The 18782-nt window shown below is 72.0% G+C and carries 15 protein-coding genes; 10 read left to right on the top strand and 5 right to left on the bottom strand.

Going from position 1 to position 18782, the window contains the following annotated elements:
- Positions 1–132: 132 nt before the first annotated feature.
- The 7 genes from ACIP94_RS25385 (at position 133) to ACIP94_RS25355 (ending at position 6272) form a co-directional block, all read left to right on the top strand.
- Positions 133–933: a crotonase/enoyl-CoA hydratase family protein gene (locus tag ACIP94_RS25385; RefSeq protein WP_402429918.1), complete on the top strand. Its 801-nt coding sequence runs from the start codon at positions 133–135 to the stop codon at positions 931–933.
- A gap of 42 nt (positions 934–975) precedes the next feature.
- Positions 976–1917: a Zn-ribbon domain-containing OB-fold protein gene (locus ACIP94_RS25380; RefSeq protein ID WP_402429915.1), complete on the top strand. Its 942-nt coding sequence runs from the start codon at positions 976–978 to the stop codon at positions 1915–1917.
- Positions 1914–2984, top strand: coding sequence for a thiolase domain-containing protein (locus ACIP94_RS25375; protein WP_402429912.1), 1071 nt, complete (start codon positions 1914–1916; stop codon positions 2982–2984). Before ACIP94_RS25380 ends, ACIP94_RS25375 begins: the two co-directional genes overlap by 4 nt.
- Positions 2981–4147: a thiolase domain-containing protein gene (locus tag ACIP94_RS25370; protein ID WP_402429909.1), complete on the top strand. Its 1167-nt coding sequence runs from the start codon at positions 2981–2983 to the stop codon at positions 4145–4147. Before ACIP94_RS25375 ends, ACIP94_RS25370 begins: the two co-directional genes overlap by 4 nt.
- Before the next feature lie 81 nt (positions 4148–4228).
- The gene (locus ACIP94_RS25365; RefSeq protein WP_402429906.1) at positions 4229–4471 is read left to right on the top strand and encodes a DUF397 domain-containing protein; all 243 of its coding nucleotides are present in this window, start codon (positions 4229–4231) and stop codon (positions 4469–4471) included.
- A gap of 132 nt (positions 4472–4603) precedes the next feature.
- Complete coding sequence (locus tag ACIP94_RS25360; protein ID WP_402429903.1) at positions 4604–5521, top strand: universal stress protein; 918 nt, start codon at positions 4604–4606, stop codon at positions 5519–5521.
- A gap of 253 nt (positions 5522–5774) precedes the next feature.
- On the top strand, positions 5775–6272 hold the full coding sequence (locus ACIP94_RS25355; protein ID WP_402429899.1) for a hypothetical protein: 498 nt from the start codon (positions 5775–5777) through the stop codon (positions 6270–6272).
- A gap of 70 nt (positions 6273–6342) precedes the next feature.
- Here ACIP94_RS25355 and ACIP94_RS25350 read toward each other — a convergent pair whose 3' ends face one another.
- Complete coding sequence (locus ACIP94_RS25350; RefSeq protein WP_402429896.1) at positions 6343–8316, bottom strand: N-acetylmuramoyl-L-alanine amidase; 1974 nt, start codon at positions 8314–8316, stop codon at positions 6343–6345.
- A 288-nt stretch (positions 8317–8604) separates the two neighbouring features.
- Positions 8605–9744: an aminoglycoside phosphotransferase family protein gene (locus ACIP94_RS25345; RefSeq protein WP_402429893.1), complete on the bottom strand. Its 1140-nt coding sequence runs from the start codon at positions 9742–9744 to the stop codon at positions 8605–8607.
- Between the two features lie 233 nt (positions 9745–9977).
- Between ACIP94_RS25345 and ACIP94_RS25340 the strand changes: the two genes are divergently transcribed.
- Complete coding sequence (locus tag ACIP94_RS25340) at positions 9978–11477, top strand: hypothetical protein (RefSeq protein ID WP_402429890.1); 1500 nt, start codon at positions 9978–9980, stop codon at positions 11475–11477.
- A gap of 109 nt (positions 11478–11586) precedes the next feature.
- Here ACIP94_RS25340 and ACIP94_RS25335 read toward each other — a convergent pair whose 3' ends face one another.
- From ACIP94_RS25335 to ACIP94_RS25325, 3 genes are all read right to left on the bottom strand, one after another.
- Entirely contained in the window at positions 11587–13017 is a 1431-nt protein-coding gene (locus tag ACIP94_RS25335; protein ID WP_402429887.1) for a PP2C family protein-serine/threonine phosphatase, read from the bottom strand.
- 289 nt (positions 13018–13306) lie between these two features.
- A complete protein-coding gene (locus ACIP94_RS25330; protein WP_402429884.1) occupies positions 13307–14341 on the bottom strand; it encodes a Gfo/Idh/MocA family protein in 1035 nt (344 codons plus the stop codon).
- Positions 14342–14416: 75 nt separating this feature from the next.
- Entirely contained in the window at positions 14417–15511 is a 1095-nt protein-coding gene (locus ACIP94_RS25325; protein WP_402429881.1) for a chemotaxis protein, read from the bottom strand.
- 431 nt (positions 15512–15942) lie between these two features.
- On the opposite strand from ACIP94_RS25325, the gene asnB reads away from it, so the two are divergent.
- Together asnB and ACIP94_RS25315 are read left to right on the top strand one after the other, a co-directional pair.
- Complete coding sequence (gene asnB / locus ACIP94_RS25320; RefSeq protein WP_402429879.1) at positions 15943–17784, top strand: asparagine synthase (glutamine-hydrolyzing); 1842 nt, start codon at positions 15943–15945, stop codon at positions 17782–17784.
- Positions 17785–17937: 153 nt separating this feature from the next.
- Positions 17938–18573, top strand: a complete 636-nt coding sequence (locus ACIP94_RS25315; protein WP_402429876.1) for a chaplin — start codon at positions 17938–17940, stop codon at positions 18571–18573.
- Positions 18574–18782: the final 209 nt, after the last annotated feature.

The following is an 18782-nucleotide window of genomic DNA, read 5'->3' as shown; positions in this document are numbered from 1 at the left end:
CCGGTCATCAGAGCAAAGGCGGGCGCATGTGTGAAGGCCCATGGCCAAGAAATCTGACTGGGTGTCAGAAAACCCTTGTCCTGACCGCACGCCTCCTGCAACCTGTTCTCGTTCCGGAGACGGGAGGAAGCGATGAGCGGGACGGAACACCTCACCGTGCAGCGCGAAGGTGCCACACTCGTGCTCACGCTCAACAGGCCGGAGGCCAAGAACGCGCTCTCGTTGCCGATGCTCGTGGGGCTCTACGACGGCTGGATCGAGGCCGACCAGGACGACCGGGTCCGCTCGATCGTGCTCACGGGTGCCGACGGCTGCTTCTGCGCCGGAATGGACCTCAAGGCCATGGCCGGCCGGGGGATGGAGGGGCAGCGCTACCGGCACCGGCTCACCGCCGACCCGGATCTGCACTGGAAGGCGATGCTGCGTCACCACCGCCCCCGCAAACCGGTCGTCGCCGCCGTCGAGGGGCCCTGCGTCGCGGGCGGCACCGAGATCCTCCAGGGGACCGACATCCGGGTGGCCGGCGAGTCCGCGACCTTCGGGCTCTTCGAGGTCAGACGCGGGCTGTTCCCCATCGGCGGCTCCACGGTCCGCCTGCCCCGCCAGATCCCCCGCACCCACGCGCTGGAGATGCTGCTCACCGGACGTCCGTACACGGCATCCGAGGCGGCCGCCATCGGGCTGGTCGGCCATGTCGTGCCCGACGGCGGCGCCCTCGAGAGGGCTCTGGAGATCGCCGAACGCATCAACGCCTGCGGACCCCTCGCCGTAGAGGCCGTCAAGGCGTCCGTCTACGAGACCGCCGAGATGACGGAGAGCGACGGTCTCGCCGCCGAACTCAAGCGCGGATGGCCTCTCTTCGACACCGAGGACGCCAAGGAGGGCGCCCGCGCCTTCGCGGAGAAACGCCCGCCCGTCTACAAGCGCGCCTGACCGGCCGCGGACCCCAGCGGCAGACCGAAGGAGACACCCCGGATGCCCCCCGTCCTCAAAGCCCCCCTCGTCGTCGAGTTCCCCTTCACCCGCTCCCTCGGCCCGGTGCAGAGCGCCTTCCTCACCGGCCTGCGGGAACGCGTCGTGCTCGGAGTGAGGACCGGCGACGGCCGCACCCTGGTACCGCCGGTCGAGTACGACCCCGTGACCGCCGCGGAACTCCGTGACCTCGTCGAGGTCGCCCCGACCGGAACGGTCACCACCTGGGCCTGGAACCACGCGCCACGCCGCGGCCAGCCCCTCGACACCCCCTTCGCCTGGGTGCTGGTCCGGCTCGACGGGGCCGACACCGCCCTCCTGCACACGCTGGACGCCCCCGGGCCCGACGCCGTGCGCACCGGAATGCGGGTCCGTGTCCGCTGGGCCGCCGAACGCCACGGCGCCATCACGGACATCGCCTGCTTCGAGCCGTACGACGGTGATCCCGCAGAACCGGCCGGTCACCGGGGCGCGTTCGAGAACCCCGTGACCGGCATCGTCGCCCCCGCCCGCCTCGACTACACCTACTCGCCCGGCCGCGCCCAGTCCGCCTACATCGACGCCCTGTCCGGGCGGCGCACCGTCGGCGAGCGCTGCCCCTCCTGCCGCAAGGTGTACGTCCCGCCGAGGGGGGCCTGTCCCACCTGCGGGGTCGCCACCTCCGAACAGGTAGAAGTCGGGCCCCGCGGCACCGTCACCACCTTCTGCATCGTCAACATCAAGGCGAAGAACCTCGACATCGACGTTCCCTATGTCTACGCCCACATCGCGCTCGACGGCGCCGACCTCGCACTGCACGGACGGATCGCCGGCATCCCCTACGACCAGGTGCGCATGGGCCTGCGCGTCGAGCCCGTATGGACCGAAGGGGCCCGCTACCCCGACCACTACCGGCCGACCGGCGAACCCGACGCGGACTACGACACCTACAAGGAGCTGCTGTGACACGCGAGGCCACCCCCGCAGCGCGGGAGATCGCCGTGGTCGCCTTCGCGCAGACCGGCCACCGGCGCAACAGCGACGAGCTCTCCGAGGTGGAGATGCTCATGCCGGTCCTGCACGCCGTCCTCGACCGGACCGGTCTGAAGACCACCGGCATCGACTTCACCTGCTCGGGCTCCAGCGACTATCTCGCGGGCCGCGCCTTCTCCTTCACGCTCGCCCTGGACGCAGTGGGCGCCTGGCCGCCGATCTCCGAGTCACATGTCGAGATGGACGGCGCATGGGCGCTGTACGAGGCCTGGACCAAGCTGCTCACGGGCGATGCGGACACCGCGCTGGTCTACGCGTACGGCAAGTCGTCACCCGGATCCGTACGCGATGTCCTCACCCGCCAGCTCGACCCCTACTACCTCGCACCACTGTGGCCTGACTCGGTGGCGCTCGCCGCCCTGCAGGCCCAGGCGCTCATCGACGCGGGCGAGACCGACGAGACCGCGCTCGCCGGGATCGCGGCCCGCGACCGCGCGGCCGCCACCGCCAACCCGCACGCCCAGTTGAGGGGGGCGGTTCCGCACGGGGACTATGTCGTACGGCCCCTGCGCACCGGAGACTGCCCCCCGATCGGCGACGGCGCCGCCGCCGTGATCCTCGCCGCAGGCGAACGGGCCCGCGAGCTGTGCGCACGGCCCGCCTGGATCCGGGGCATCGACCACCGAGTCGAGGCCCATGCGCCCGGGGCGCGGGATCTGACCGACGCGCCGTCCGCACGGCTCACCGCCGAGCGGGCCGGGGCCTTCGAACGGCCGGTGGACACCGCCGAGTTGCACGCGCCGTTCACCGCGCAGCAGGTGATCCTGCGCAAGGCGCTGCGGCTCGGGCCTGACGTCAGGGTCAACCCCTCGGGGGGAGCCCTCGCCGCCAACCCGATCATGGCCGCCGGACTGATCCGCATCGGCGAGGCCGCCGCCCGCATCCACCGTGGCGACTCCGACCGCGCACTCGCCCACGCCACATCCGGGCCCTGCCTGCAACAGAACCTGGTCGCCGTCCTCGAAGGAGACCCGCGATGAGCAAGGAGCCCGTGGCCGTCACCGGCATAGGCCAGACCCGGCATGTCGCGGCACGCCGGGACGTCTCGATCGCCGGGCTCGTCCGGGAGGCGGCCCGGCGGGCCCTGGACGACGCCGAGTTGGCCTGGACCGACATCGACGCCGTGGTCATCGGGAAGGCTCCCGACTTCTTCGAGGGCGTCATGATGCCGGAGCTGTATCTCGCCGACGCCCTCGGCGCGGTCGGCAAGCCCATCCTCCGTGTGCACACGGCCGGCTCGGTCGGCGGCTCCACCGCGCTCGTCGCGGCGAACCTCGTCGCGGCCCGTGTGCATGGCACCGTGCTGACCCTCGCCTACGAGAAGCAGTCCGAGTCCAACGCCATGTGGGGCCTGTCCCTGCCGATCCCCTTCCAACAGCCGCTGCTGGCCGGCGCCGGCGGCTTCTTCGCGCCCCATGTGCGCGCGTACATGCGGCGCAGCGGTGCCCCCGACACCATCGGCTCCCTGGTCGCCTACAAGGACCGGCGCAACGCGCTGAAGAACCCCTACGCGCACCTCCACGAGCACGACATCACCCTGGAGAAGGTGCAGTCCTCACCCATGCTGTGGGACCCGATCCGCTACTCGGAGACCTGCCCGTCCTCCGACGGCGCCTGCGCCATGGTGCTCACCGACCGTGCGGGAGCGGCCCGTTCGACCCGGCCCCCTGCCTGGATGCTCGGCGGCGCCATGCGCAGCGAGCCGACCCTCTTCGCGGGCAAGGACTTCGTCTCACCACAGGCCGGCAAGGACTGCGCCGCCGACGTCTACCGGCAGGCGGGCATCGCCGACCCCCGCCGGGACATCGACGCGGTGGAGATGTACGTGCCGTTCTCCTGGTACGAGCCGATGTGGCTGGAGAACCTCGGTTTCGCCGAGGAGGGCGAGGGCTGGAAGCTCACCGAGTCGGGAGTCACCGACCTCGACGGGGACCTGCCCGTCAACATGTCCGGCGGGGTCCTCTCCTCGAATCCCATCGGCGCCTCCGGCATGATCCGCTTCGCCGAGGCGGCCCTCCAGGTGCGGCGCCAGGCCGGAGAACACCAGGTGGAGGGGGCGCGCCGGGTGCTCGGGCACGCCTACGGCGGTGGGTCGCAGTTCTTCTCCATGTGGCTGGTCGGCCACCGGCCGCCCACCTCCTGAGGGCATCCGTCCACACGCCCTGTCGGCGGGGCAACACGATCGCTAGGCTGGCCGCGGACGACGAATCGGGAGGAGCAGGACGTGGCCGAGAGCACCATCCAGCAGCAGCCGCTCGCGGGCTGGGACAAGCCGGAGCTGGACCTGACCAACGCCGACTGGCACTCCAGCAGCCGTGGGCTCGGAGATGTCCAGATCGCCTTCGTCGAGGGCTTCATCGCGATGCGCAACAGTGGCCGTCCCGAGAGCCCTTCCCTGATCTTCACCCCGGCGGAGTGGGGTGCGTTCGTGTCGGGGGCGCGGGAGGGAGAGTTCGACCTCACCTGAGTGCCGCCACCGAGGGCAGCTCCCGCCCGGTCCTGAATTTACGGACACGCGGCCGTGGCGACCGTCCCGGGGCCGCCGCCTGCGCCAGTCTGGCCCGGAACGATCACCGCTGTGTGCCGGAGGCGAGATCCCATGAGCACCCTGCCGGTCGTCGCGGCCGTCGACGGGTCGGACGACAGCCTTCGCGCCCTGGAGTGGGCGCTGACCGCGGCCCGGCTGCGCGAGGCGCCGCTGCGCGTGGTTCATGTACGGCAGTACGCGCCCTGGGGGCAGCCCGATGTGCTGGTGGCGGGCCCCCCTGAGCCGGCCCGGGACCCCGTGCTCGACCAGGCGCGGAGCCTCGTCGAGAGCCGAGCCGAGCGGACGGTCGTGGAGTACACGGCACCGGAGGGCCTTCCGGCCGCGGTCCTGCCCGAGCTCGGCTCCGACGCCCAGTTGATGGTGCTCGGCTCGCGCGGCCGCGGAGGCTTCGGCAGCCTGCTGCTCGGCTCCAACAGCCTGGCCGCGGCCCGCGACGCTCCCTGTCCGGTGGTCGTCGTACCGCGCCCGGGACGCGAGGTGCACGAGAGCACGCCCGCCGCACCGGGGCCACGGGTCGTCGTAGGCCTGCACATCGACAGTCCCGCCGAGGCCACCCTCGCCTTCGCCTTCGCCGAGGCTGACCGCCGGAGCGCGCGGCTCCAGGTGATCGCCGTCTACCCGTGGCCTCCGGTGCAGCTCTGGCCGGCACCCGGTGAACTCATGCCCCCGGCCGTCGACGAGAACGCCGTCGAGGACGAGATCCGCACCCACGCCGCGAGTCTTCTCGCCCTCCACCGCGAACGGCACCCGGACGTCCATGTCGATCTGTCCACCCCGCCCGGGGACGCGGCGGGACATCTCGTCGCGGCCTCCAGGGACGCGGAACTCGTCGCCGTGGGCCGCCACCGCCGCCGCCTGCCGGCGCCCGCCCGCATGATCGGCTCGGTGACCCAGGCGGTCCTGCTGCACGCGGCGAGCCCGGTCGCGGTGATCCCGCCGGCGGCGGACGCCGCCCACACCGGTGGCTGAGCGCACGACCCGCCCCATGCGCGTCGAGCCCTTGTCGGCAATACCAAGCCCACGTCGGCAAAAACGAAGAACTTGCGAGAATGGCGTGCGCTCGGCGGGATTCTCGGACCATCACCCCGTACATGACGACGGAGCCCGGGATTTTCCGAACGCCGGCCGACCCCTCACCCGACCGTCACCGCGCGAGGTCACCGGCTCTCCCGCGCGACGTACCCAGGGCCCGGCTCTTCGCACCGGCACGTACCATGGCGGCATGTCCTTCCTCCGCCGCCGCAGCGCCACCCCCGCCGGGCCCGACTTCGACGTACTGGCCATGGATCCGGGGGACTGGCCGGGCAACCTCGGTGCCGGCCTGCTGCCCGCCCCCGACGGCAGCTGCCAGGGCGTCTTCCTGCGGTACGACCTGTTCGGCGGCCGTGGCACCGCGATGATCATCGGCAATCTGCCGGAGGGCTCCCCGGCCCGCGACGTCGCCGAGGGCGAGATCCCCTTCGAGGTCGCCCAGCTCCTGATCGCGCTGGGGAACGACGAGGAGGTCACCGTCGTCGGGACCGAGGACCTCCCGGTGATGCAGGGCGACAACCTCCTCATCGTGCGCCGCCTCAAGCTCTCCGAGAGCCGGATCTCCTGTGTCCAGTTCGACCGCAGCGACCATGTCCTGGTGACCATCGCGGCCTGGGACCGCCCGATCACCGACGACCTGTACGCGCTGCTGAAGCCGCTTCCCGCGGAGCTGTTCCAGCAAGGCTGAGCGACGCGCGAAGGGCCGGATCCGCGGGTGGCGGACCCGGCCCTTCGGCGTTCGACGGCCGTGCGAGCGGCTATGCGCTCGACCGCTCCACCTGGACGTCCGCCGCCCGGACGAACTCCACCCGGTGGCCGAACTGGATCTCGTAGTACAGGTCCTTGCCGACCACGACCCGGTGGGAGTCCGGGGTGAAGGTGACCGCGTAGTAGTACTCGCCCGGCACCCGGTCGCCGATCACATAGCGTTGGCCCGCCGGCAGGCGATAGGGCAGCGGTGACACCGACTGCACGGGCACCCCGTCCGGGTACGCCTCCTTCTCCGGGTACGCCCGGCCGTACACCGGGATGTCCGTGAGGCCGGCCCTGGGCGTCACCACGAGACCGGAGGCGTTCACCGCGGTCCGTCGGCCCTTCGGGTTGTGGAACCAGGCCTTCTGGCCCAGGTACCAGATCGCCGTCCAGTCCCCGTCACGGTCGGCGACCGCGTACCGCTGGCCGGTGGAGGCCCGTGAGGCCACGTCGTTCACATCGATCGTCGAGTCGTTCCCCTTGGGATACAGCCCGATGTCCTTGATCAGCGGCGAGTTCTCGTCCGGTGCGCTGTACAGGCGCACTTCGCTGGAACCGTGCGCCGCGCACGGCGCGCCCGGGGTGGTGCAGCCCGTGTAGACGGGCTGGTTCGCGGAGTAGTCCGGCAGGATCGTCACCAGACCGCCCCGGGGCCCCGCCGTGGTGTGGAACGGCCTGCCGAGCAGCTCGAAGTAGTGCCGCCAGTCCCAGTAGGGGCCGGGGTCCGTGTGCATCCCCGGGATCGTCGAGGTCGTCGGGCCCGGAACGTTGTCGTGCCCGAGGATGTGCTGCCGGTCCAGCGGGATGTCGTACTTCTCGGCGAGATACCGCACCAGCCGGGCCGACGCCCGGTACATCGCCTCCGTGTACCAGGCGTCCGGGGCGGCGAGGAAGCCCTCGTGCTCGATGCCGATCGCCGTGGCGTTGACGTACCAGTTGCCCGCGTGCCAGGCCACGTCCTCCGCCTTCACATGCTGGGCGATCAACCCGTCCGTGGACCGCACGGTGTAGTTCCAGGACACATAGGTGGGGTCCTGGATCAGGTTCAGCACACCATCCCACTGGCCTTCGGTGTCATGGATGACGATGTACCTGATGCTCTGGGACGCCGGCCGGTCACCCAGGTCGTGGTTGCCGTAGTCGTTGTCGCCGAACTGCTCGTACGGCGCCGGGATCCACTCGCAGGACACGTGCTTCGGGCACTCGGTCCCGTCGGTGTCGGCCGTGTGCAGCCCGGTCCGGGCCAGTTGCCCGGTGTCGGGTACCAGGCCCGGCCGCGCGGCGAGCGTGACGCTCTGGCCCGTGTCCGTCGTGCGCCGTTCACCCGTGCGCAGCACGGAGAAGACGTCGTCCGCGTACGCCGCCGCAGTGGCCTGGTCGTCCGCGGACGAGAACTCGGCGATCGCGCCGTACCAGTCCGCCGGGTCGTCGCTCAGCGGCTCGCCCAACCGCTTCTGCGCCGCGGCCAGCAGCGCGGCACCGCCCGCGATGTTCGCGGCCGGGTCGGTGCGCAGCCGGGCCGCCGGGATGCCGGTGAGCGCGGCCGCCCTGGGGAGGGTCTTGAGCCGGGCCGGCAGCTCGGCGTTCCCGGGCACCTTCGTCGTCGGCAGCAGCGCGGCGCGGGCCTGGTCGCCCCGGGCGTCCTCCGTGCCCTCGCTGTGGTGTCCGGCCTGGGCGATGGCGCTGCGGGCGTCGGTGAGGTGCATCGGGCCGTAGCCGCCCGAGACGCTGGGCGCGCCGCCGTGTGTGTCCCAGCGGGACTGCAGATACGAGACGCCGAGCAGCACGCTCTGCGGTACGTGGTAGGTGTCGGCCGCGACGGCGAACGCGCCCTGCAGTCCGGTCGGGGCGCCGGGTGCGGGGGCCGGGGCGGCGCCCAGCAGCGGCAGCAGCAGCGCCGCCGAGGCGACGGCGCCCGCCGTTCGCAGGGCGCGTCTGTGCCAGGCGGGACAGTGGCGGTCGGTGGCGGAACCTCGCAATGCAGCCTCCTGGGACGGTCGGGCGCTCTGGGGCGTGCGGGGGCCGAGCGTGCGTCAGTGGTACCGGCTCTCCGACGATCCGTCAATCACGCTCGGGCGACGACGATTTCCCATGTCAGCGGCGGTGGCGAGAGGTTTCCTCGGGGCGGTGACGCGGCCTGCGGGGCGTCAGTGGAGTGGACCAATGGCCCAACCGGTGCGGACCTCGGAGGAGGCCGGGCGGTCCGGCAACGACGACGGTCCGCGATACGGCGCTGTCGCGCGCGTATCGCGGACCGTCATCCCCCTTCAGCGAGTGCCGACCGCCGCGCGTACGGCCCGTCGGGCCAACTGGCAGTCGTCGTGCAGCCGCCGCAGCAGCAGCCGCTGCTCCTCGCCGGACGGCGCGGCAGCCGGGGGGGCCACTCCCGGTGCCGCCGGGGCCGTGTCGTGCATCGAACGCTGCACGGCCGTCTCGTAGGTACGGATCTCCCGGGTCAGGACCAGCATCAGGTTCACCAGGAAGGCGTCACGCGAGGCCGGGCCCGCCGCCTGCGCGATCTGGCTGATCTGGCGCCGGGCCACGGGCGCGTCACCGAGGACCGCCCACAGCGTCGCCAGGTCGTACCCGGGCAGGTACCAGCCCGCGTGCTCCCAGTCCACCAGCACGGGGCCCGCCGGTGAGAGCAGCATGTTCGACAGCAGCGCGTCGCCGTGACAGAACTGGCCCATGCCCTGCCGGCCCGCCGCGTGGGCGATGTCGTGCAGCAGCTTCTGGAGGTCGCCCATGTCCCGGTCCGTGAGCAGCCCCAGCTCATGGAAGCGTGCGATGCGCTCCGGGTAGTCCAGCGGCGCGTCGAACGTGCCGGCCGGAGGACGCCATGCGTTCAGCCGGCAGATCGCGCCGAGCGCGGTGCGGATGTCCGCGCGCGGCGGCGCCTCCACGGGATGCCGTTGCAGCGCCGCCACCCGGCCCGGCATCCGCTCGATCACCAGGGTGCAGTTGTCCGGGTCCGCTGCGATCAGCCGGGGCACTCGTACCGGCGGCCGGTGCCGGACGAACGACCGGTATGACGCTATCTCGTGCCGGATGCGCTCGGACCAGATGGGTGAGTGGTCCAGTAAGCACTTGGCGACCGCCGTACTGCGCCCGGTCGTGCCGACGAGGAGCACGGACCGCCCGCTTCGGCGCAGCACCTGGACCGGAGTGAACTCCGGGCAGATGCGGTGCACCGAAGCGATCGCCGTGCGCAGCTGCGCCCCCTGCGGGCCGGACAAGTCGATTCTGCCGCTGAGCGGCTGGGCGCCGACGCCCGGAACGCGGCGCGAACGGCCGGCACCGAGCACCGGGGCCGCCGGCCGCGCGGGTTCGAGATAGGGGCCGCCGCTGCCCGGACGGGGGCGCAGCGACCGGGGCGGGGCGGACACGGAGGACGATGCTGCGTACATGGGTGATACAGATCCCTTCGTGTGCCTGCGAATTCCGCGCCACCCGGCTCGGCCGTCGTGGATGCACCCTGGGGAATGCCCGTGCGGCGACCGGGTCGGGGTGGCGCGTTCCTACCTGACACCCGTCGCCCGGTGGCACACCATCTGGCGCACCCTGGCGAACCCTGGCGAATAGTCCACAAGCAACTGACGGCGGGCTACTGTCAACTCAGCCGAGAACCTGGGGGCTTGACGTGAGCGGACAACCCAACACCCGCCTCTCGGACCTGTTCGGCCTGGCCGGCTGGTCCAAGGGCGAACTCGCGAGGATGGTCAACCGACAGGCGGCGGCCATGGGCCACCCCCAGCTGGCGACCGACACCTCACGGGTGCGGCGTTGGATCGACATGGGAGAGATCCCGCGCGATCCGGTTCCGCGGGTGCTGGCGGCGCTGTTCACCGAGCGACTCGGCCGTGTCGTGACCATCGAGGACCTCGGTCTGGTCCGGCACGGGCGCGTGGGGAGACGGCGTGACGACGGGCATGCGCAGCACCCCGACGGAGTTCCGTGGGCGCCCGAGCGGACTGCCGCGGTCCTCACCGAATTCACGGGAATGGACCTCATGCTCAACCGACGCGGCTTGGTGGGCGCGGGCGCCGCGCTCGCCGCAGGATCCGCACTCAGCAGTGCCATGCACGACTGGCTGCACACCGATCCGGCCCTCGCGGCCGACGCTCCCCGCTACGACGATCCCCTGCACGCCGACCCCGCTGGGTTCGACCGCTACGAGGCCGCCCCCATCGGATCCCAGGAGATCGAGGAGCTGGAGCGCTCGGTCGAGGTGTTCCGGGCCTGGGACGCGGCCCGCGGTGGCGGGCTGCAGCGCAAGGCTGTCGTGGGACAGCTCAACGAGGTGGGCGGCATGCTCGCCTACCACCACCCCGACCATCTGCAACGGCGCCTGTGGGGCGTCGCCGCCAACCTCGCTGTCCTCGCGGGCTGGATGTCACACGACATCGGCCTGGAGCCCACGGCGCAGAAGTACTTCGTCATCGCCGCTCACGCGGCCCGTGAGGGCGGCGACCGGCCGCGCGCCGGGGAGGCGCTCTCGCGCGCCGCCCGCCAGATGGTGCACCTCGGCCGGCCCGACGACGCGCTGGACCTGATGCAGCTCGCCAAGTCCGGCTCCGGCGACGAGGTGCTGCCGCGCACCCAGGCCATGCTCTGCACCATCGAGGCCTGGGCACAGGCGTCCATGGGCAAGGGGCAGGCCATGCGGCGCACCCTCGGCGAGGCGGAGGACCTGTTCGTCTCGGACAAGGGGGACGTGCCCCCGCCGAGCTGGATGCAGATGTTCGACGAGGCGGATCTGCACGGGATGCAGGCCCTGGCCTACCGCACCCTCGCCGAACACGAACCGGGCGCGGCCCTGATCGCCCAGCGGCACGCCAAAGAGGCGCTGGAGCTGCGGGGGGCGGGCCGGGAGCGGTCGAAGATCTTCGACCATATCTCGCTCGCGTCGGCCTGCTTCATCGCCGACGACCCGGAACAGGCCGATCGCTACGCACGCCTGGCCCTGACGTCGATGGGGGCGAACTCCTCCTTGCGTACCTGGGACCGGCTGCGCGAGATGTACCGGCTCACGGCGCAGTACGGCAGCTACCCGAAGATCCAGGACCTGCGTGAGGAGATCGAACGGGCGCTTCCGAAGGGGCTGTCCAGGCCCAGGGGCGGCTACAGCGCATCGGTGTGAGGCGGCCGGTGCCGGCTCTGATCACCCGCACGCCTCGGCTGCCGTCGTACGTCGGCACCCTGACAGGGGAGCCCGTTGGCCAGGGGCCCGCTGGTGACGAACTCCTGCGTCAGGACACGACCCTGGCGACCAGCAGGCAGGCGTCGTCCGCGCGTTCGCTCTCGCCGAGTTCCTCCACGACCGTCCGTACGCAGTCCTGGGCGGTACGGGCTCCACCGAGGCGCGGGGCCAGGTCGAGCAGCCTCCGCACGGCAACCGGGCCGCTGTGCCGCGGGACCAGTCCGTCGGTGTGCAGGAGCAGCAGGTCGCCTTTCCGCAGGGTCACTTCGGCCTGCCCGTAGGCGGCTGACGCGGTCGCCCCGAGCAGCACGCCGTCCGGTGCCGCGAGCACGCGCCCCGTCCCGTCGCGGTACAGCAGCGGGGCGGGGTGTCCTGCCTGTGCCCAGCTCAGGGTGCGGGTGGTGGGACGGTAGCGGCAGCAGACCGCGCTGCCCAGGGCCGGCTGGACGGAGGCGTCGAGCAACTGGTTGAGCCAGCCCATCAGCGGGCCGGGCTCGGCGCCCGCGACGGCCATCCCGCGCAGGGCACCGATCAGTGTCGCCATGCCGGAGGCCACGGTCACCCCGTGTCCGGTGAGGCCGCCGATGCCGAGCAGGGTGTCCCCGTCGGGCAGTTCCAGCGCGTCGTACCATTCGCCGCCGATCAAGCCGCTCGCGGGGGACGGCAGATGGCGGGCGGCCAGGTCGAGTGTGCCGGGTCCCTGACGCGGGAGCCGCAGGGGGCCGCGCCAGGGCGGCAGCACGGCCTCCTGCAACTCGACCGCGAGCCGGTGCTCGGTGTGCGCGTGCTGCCGGTGGCGCTCCAGCGAGTCACGGGTCTCGTGCACGGTACGCCGACTGCGGCGCAGCGCGCTGACGTCCCGCAGCACGGCCCACATCGAGGCGGTGCTGCCGTCGGCGTCGAGCACGGGCTCGCCCATCATGTGCACGGTGCGGGCCTCGCCGTCGGGGCGTACGATCCGGAACTCCCCGTCGATGGGCTTGCCGTCGATCAGGCAGTCCGTGACCATCGCCGTCAGCCGCGGCCGGTCCTCGTCGCACACCAGCGAGGGCAGTTCGTCGAGGGTCAGCGCGGGGGCCGTGGGGTCGCGGCCGAGGATTCCGTAGAGCTCGCGGGACCAACTCGCCTCGTCGGTCAGAAGGTTCCACTCCGCGCTGCCGACCCGGCTCAGCAGCGAGCCCTCCGGGTCGGCGGTCGGGGCCGTCGGACCGGTGTCCGTGGCGCGGTGCTCGCCGGGCACGGCCGGGGGGCCGTCCCGCAGTTGCCCCAAGTGGTCGTCGACGTCCTTGAGCTGGTGCAGCGCGAGGTCGCACAGTGCGCGCTGCCACCGGCCCTCGGGATCCGAACCGTCCTCGGGCGCTTCCCGCCGTACGGCGTCGACCTCTCCGCGCAGCTGCCGTGTCCGCGAGATGAGCGCGTCCACCGTGCCGTGCCGGGAGGGCCGGGCGGCGGGGCGGTCCGCGGAGAGATGGGGTGGCATGACGCGCTCCGATGCGGGACGGTTCGACCAAGGACTACGGAAGGACCGTTACGACTGTTGCACAGCCCGCGACGCCCTGTAAGGGATTTGGCAAGACACGATACGGTGGTGCTTCTGGCATATGCCAGCGGCCCGGTGGAGCGCCCGGGCGGGCGGGCCTGCTCCGCCTCCTCGACCGGCCAAGTCACCAGTGATGTAAGGGACTTGAGGGGGCGCAGGGGCGGGCGTGCCGTCGTTCACGTGTACGTTCGAGGGGCATATGTGCGAGCGCTGCGGGCGGTGCCTGCGACTACTGCGGGCGGGTGCCGCCCTCCTCGTACAGCCCCGGCCGCGGGGCGAGGTCCACGGCCTGCCGCACACCGTCCCGCAGCGCCCGGACCCCCGCCTCGGCGACCGCCGACGACGCGTAGCCGTCCCACACGGAGGGCCCCAGGACGCGTCCCCGCCGGGTGGCGTCGACCCAGGCCTGCACCTCCCGGTCGTAGGCGTCCGCGAACCGCACGAGGTAGTCCCGCGCGACCTCCTCGTGCGCCGTCCCCCCACGCGTCACGACCATCGTGTGTCCGTCGCCGATCCGGGCGGTGCCGTCCTCGCAGACCGCCTCGCAGCGCACCTGGTATCCGAAGCCGCAGTTGACGAAGACCTCCACATCGACGAGGGCGCCGCCCGAGGTCTCGAACACGACGAACTGGGGGTCGAGCAGGTCCTCCGGGGCGTTCCCGGACGGCCGCGGACGCAGCACCGACACCGCGGTCAGCTCCTGGCCCAGCAGCCAGCGGGCCGCGTCGATCTCGTGCGAGACGGAACTGTTGATCAGCATGGGCGTGGTGAAGTGCGGGGGTGAGGACACGTTGCGGTGCGTGCAGTGCAGCATCAGGGTCCGGCCCAGCCGCCGGCTGTCCAGCAGGGACTTCAGGCGCGCATACTCGGCGTCGTACCGCCGCATGAACCCCACCTGCGCGAGCCGTCGCCCGAGCCGGGCCTCCGCATCCACCACGCGCAGCGCCCCGGCCGCGTCCGGCACCAGCGGTTTCTCGCACAGCACCGGCAGCTCGCGCGCGAAGGCCGCGAGCAGCGCCTCCTCGTGCGCCGCTCCGGGCGAGGCGATCAGCACGGCCTCCACACCGGGCGCGTCGAGCGCCGCCTCCGGCTCGGAGTGCACCCGTACGCCGTCGATGCCGCCCGTGGCATCCTTGGCGCGGTCCGTGTCGGGATCCGCCACGGACACCACCCTGGCCCCGCTCACGACATGGCCCAGCCGGCGTATGTGGTCGGCACCCATGTGTCCCGCACCCAGTACCGCCACGCCCAGCAGGTCGCCCATGTGCCGTCCTCCCCTCCCGTGGATCATCCCCGGGCAGGGTAGACCTCGGCAGGGTGGATCCCGGAAGGGACGGCCTCAGTAGCGCAGTACCCCCGCGATGCCCTGTGCGTCACCGAGGGCGCCGTCGGGCACGAAGCGGACCTCGGCGCCCGTGTCCAGGCAGCGCTCGACGATCTCGTCCACGATGTCCTCGCGGGCGTCGAGGTCCCCGCTCTCGGCCGGCACGAGGTGGTCACCGGCGTCGTCACGGACGGTCACACGGTAGTTCTCCTCGACGGCGAGCAGCCGGATACGGCCGTCCACCGCGTTCTGCCAGACCTCGTCCACACCGGCGGCGAACGCCTTGTGGCCGCGCGCCGACTCCAGTTCCCGGCCGACCGTCTCGACGTTCCTGCGGTCCTCGGCGGCGATGACCGGCTGGATCGCCTGCCACACGGCCTCGGGGGTGCTGTGCGCGAGGCCGCCGTGCGGAACGTGGACCGCCTCCCTGGCGACGCCGCCGGCCTCGTCGAGCGCGGACAGTGCCGCCTGCTCGCCGGTGAGGTACAGCCGCCGCGGGTTCTGCCGCAGGATCCGGCCCATGGCGGTGTCGGCCTCACGGAGGAAATGCAGGGTGTCCTCGTCGCGGAAGGTGCTCGGGATGTCACCGATCCGCATCCGGCGTTCGGTGTCGAAGTTCTCCCGGCCCCTGGTCAGGGGGAAGCCGCCGATCCGGGCCTCGGTGACATGACCGGAGCCGCCGCTCCACAGCGTCACCCGGTCCGAGGAGACCGCCAGTACCCAGAACGGTCGCTGCGCCGCCTGTGCGGCCACCAGATTGCGGGTGAGGAAGGTGTCGGAGAGCATCACCCGCTCGGGCACCGAACGGGGCAGCGACCACACCTGGTGCTCACCCGGTGCCGCGAAGATCACGACTCCGTCCTCGGTGTAGGTCAGGTCGATCTCGCCGAGCGCCTCGTCGAGCTGGGTCTCGACGTCGATGCGACGTTCACGCGTGACCGCGGGATCGGACTCCAACTGCTTCTTCGCGTCGGCCAGCGCATTGCGCAGCCGCACGCGGTCCTGGGCGTTGTCCGGCTCACGGCGGTGCGTCGGCGCGAGAACCGACACCGCGGGGTACGGCCGTGGCCGGCGCAGTTCCGCGAGGGTCGAGGGACTTAGCGCTTCCATATCAGCACCTTAGGACCGATTCGCCTGTAGGGCATTCGGGGCAACGGGGTCACCGGGTCGCTGGCGGGTCGCACGGCCTCCGGCGGCTCGTGGGCCTCGCCCCGAGACCCCGGCGTGCCGCCGCCCGGGGCGGCCGGCGCCCGGTCGTGTGCGGGTGGGGAAAGTCTTGGCCCACGGCCGGGGCCTGACGGCTCCGGCCCGGTACGACACCGATCCGCGGGGTACGCGCACGGCAAAACCCGGCCGAACCGGCCGAAACGGTCGGGTGGCCGGCAGAGGTCGGGTAGCGGACAAGTTGACCGCCCCCGGTGCGTGACGGACGCTCGACATATAGGTGCTCTATACATCTGGTTTGCCCGGGAGTGGCCGGGGTCTGAGGAAATCGCAGGTGAACGGGCTGGTCCCGGGGAACAGGACGCGGGAGGTCACGTATGTGCGGCATTACCGGCTGGGTCTCCTACGACCGTGACCTGCGCGCCGAGGGCCCGACCCTGGACGCGATGACGGAGACGATGGCCTGCCGCGGTCCCGATGCCCGCGGCACCTGGACCGAGGGCCACGCGGCCCTGGGACACCGCAGGCTCGCGATCATCGACCTGCCCGGCGGACGACAGCCCATGACCGCCGAGACCCCGGGCGGCACGGTCGCGCTTGTCTACTCGGGGGAGGCCTACAACTTCACCGAGCTGCGCCGCGAACTGTCCGCGCGGGGACACGACTTCGCCACCGACTCCGACACCGAGGTGGTCCTGCGCGGCTACCTCGAATGGGGAGACACCGTCGCCGAACGCCTCAACGGCATGTACGCCTTCGCCGTGTGGGACGGCCGCGGCGACACCCTCGTGATGATCCGCGACCGCATGGGCATCAAGCCGCTCTACTACCACCCGACCCCCGACGGCGTCCTCTTCGGCTCGGAGCCCAAGGCGATCCTCGCCAACCCGCTCGCCCCCGCCCGCGTCCGCCTCGACGGGCTCCGGGAGCTGTTCACCATGGTCAAGACGCCCGGGCACGCCGTCTGGGACGGCATGCGCGAGGTCGAGCCCGGCACCGTCGTGACCGTCGACCGGCACGGCCCCCGGCGGCGCGTGTACTGGCGGCTGGAGACCCGGCCGCACACCGACGACCGCGCGGCCTCCGTCGCCACCGTCCGCTCGCTGCTCGAGGACATCGTGCGCCGCCAGCTGGTCGCCGACGTGCCCCGGTGCACCCTGCTGTCGGGAGGTCTCGACTCCTCCGCGATGACCGTACTGGCCGCACGGCAGTTGGCCGAGCACGGCGAGAAGGTGCGCAGCTTCGCGGTGGACTTCGTCGGGCAGGCCGAGCACTTCGTCGCCGACGAGCTGCGCCGCACGCCCGACACGCCCTTCGTGCACGACGTGGCACACGCCTGCGGCACCGACCACCAGGACATCGTCCTGGACGCGGACGCCCTCGCCGACCTCGACGCGCGCGCCGCGGTCATCCGCGCCCGGGACCTCCCGACGGGGTTCGGCGACATGGACACCTCGCTCCTGCTGCTGTTCCGGGCGATCCGCGAGCACTCCACGGTCGCGCTGTCGGGGGAGTCCGCCGACGAGGTCTTCGGCGGCTACCTCCAGTTCTTCGACGAGGAGGCCCGCGCCGCCGAGACCTTCCCCTGGCTCGTGCCCTCCGCGCTGCGCCTCGGCAGGGACGAGGACATCCTGCGGCCCGATGTGACCGAGGCCCTGAACCTGGACTCCTACATCGCGGACGGATACCGCACGGCGGTCTCGGGCATCACGCGTCTCGACGGCGAGAGCGACTTCGAGTACCGGATGCGGCGGATCTGCCATCTCCATCTGACCCGCTTCGTGCGGATCCTGCTCGACCGCAAGGACCGCACGAGCATGGCGGTCGGCCTGGAGGTACGCGTGCCGTACTGCGACCACCGGCTCGTGGAGTACGTGTACAACGCCCCCTGGGCGCTGAAGTCGTTCGACGGCAGGGAGAAGAGCCTGCTCCGGGAGGCGACCCGGGACCTGCTCCCCAAGTCCGTCTACGACCGGGTCAAGAGCCCCTACCCGTCCACCCAGGACCCTCGCTACGCGGTCGCCCTCCAGGAACACGCCAAGGCTCTCCTCACCCGCCCCGACCACCCGGTCTTCGACCTGGTCGACCGGGAACGGGTACGGCAGGCCGCCGAACGTCACGCACCGCAGATCACCCAGAGCTCGCGCCGGGGCCTCGAACGCACCCTGGACCTCGCGCTGTGGCTCGACCTCTACACACCCGAGGTGTCCTTGACCTGACGCCGGGGCCGCGCACGGGGGGTGAGTGCTGGGGTTCGAGGCCGGGCCACTCGATGGGGTGAAAGGCAGATAAGCCATAACTCGGATTGGTGCCTCTGCGTTTTATCGGGTGCGAGCGAGTGCTCGCGACCATGTCTGGAAGGCAGAGAACCTATGAAACGGGTTACCCGAAATGGTTTGATCGCCGCGGCCGCCGCCTCGGGGGCGCTGGCCGCGGCGCTGCCGGCGCACGCGGACTCCGCGGCGCACGGCACCGATGCGGGTTCGCCCGGACTGATCTCCGGCAACAGCATTCAGCTCCCGGTGCACGTGCCGGTCAACGTGTGCGGCAACACCGTGAACGTCCTGGGGCTGCTCGATCCGGCCGCGGGCAACACCTGCGTGAACCGGGACACCCACGGGGCAGGCCCGCGCCACGTGACCGGGAGCGCTCCCGGCGCCGCCTCCGCGCACGGCAGGGGGGAGGGATCGGTGGGCCTGCTCGCCGGCAACGAGGTGCAGTTGCCGGTTCACCTCCCGGTGAACATCAGCGGCAACTCGGTGAATGTGGTCGGTCTCGGCAACAAGGCAGCCGGCAACACGTCCGTCAACTCCTCGCCCGGCCGGCCCCACCCCGCCCCGCGGCCGGCGTACACGCCCGCACCCGTGGCCCGTCCCGTCCCACAGCAGACGGCGATGCTCGCCCACACGGGCGCGGAGGCGCCTCTGCCCGGGCTCGCGGGAGGCGCGGTCCTCGTGCTCGGCGGAACGATCCTCTACCGCCGTTTCCGGGCGGAAGTGACCCGCTGAGCCGGCCTCCGCGCGCCGACGAGGGGCCCCGCGGAACGAGCGATCCGCGGGGCCCTCGTCCGTGTCGGCGTCAGGGCGCCGCGCGGGAGGCCCACCCGGCCGAACCGCCCCCCGTGCCCCACCGGTTGGCGCACGGCGTCGCCCCCGCGGTGCCCCCTCGCACCCCATCACGAGGAGGGCAACAGGCCTGACGGACCGTCAGATAGCGG

Origin of the sequence: Streptomyces sp. NPDC093261 (genome assembly GCF_044753645.1) — a bacterium.
In the GTDB taxonomy this organism is placed as follows: domain Bacteria; phylum Actinomycetota; class Actinomycetes; order Streptomycetales; family Streptomycetaceae; genus Streptomyces.
The sequence above is the reverse complement of the archived record's forward strand: the minus strand, read 5'-3'. Positions and strand labels throughout refer to the sequence as shown.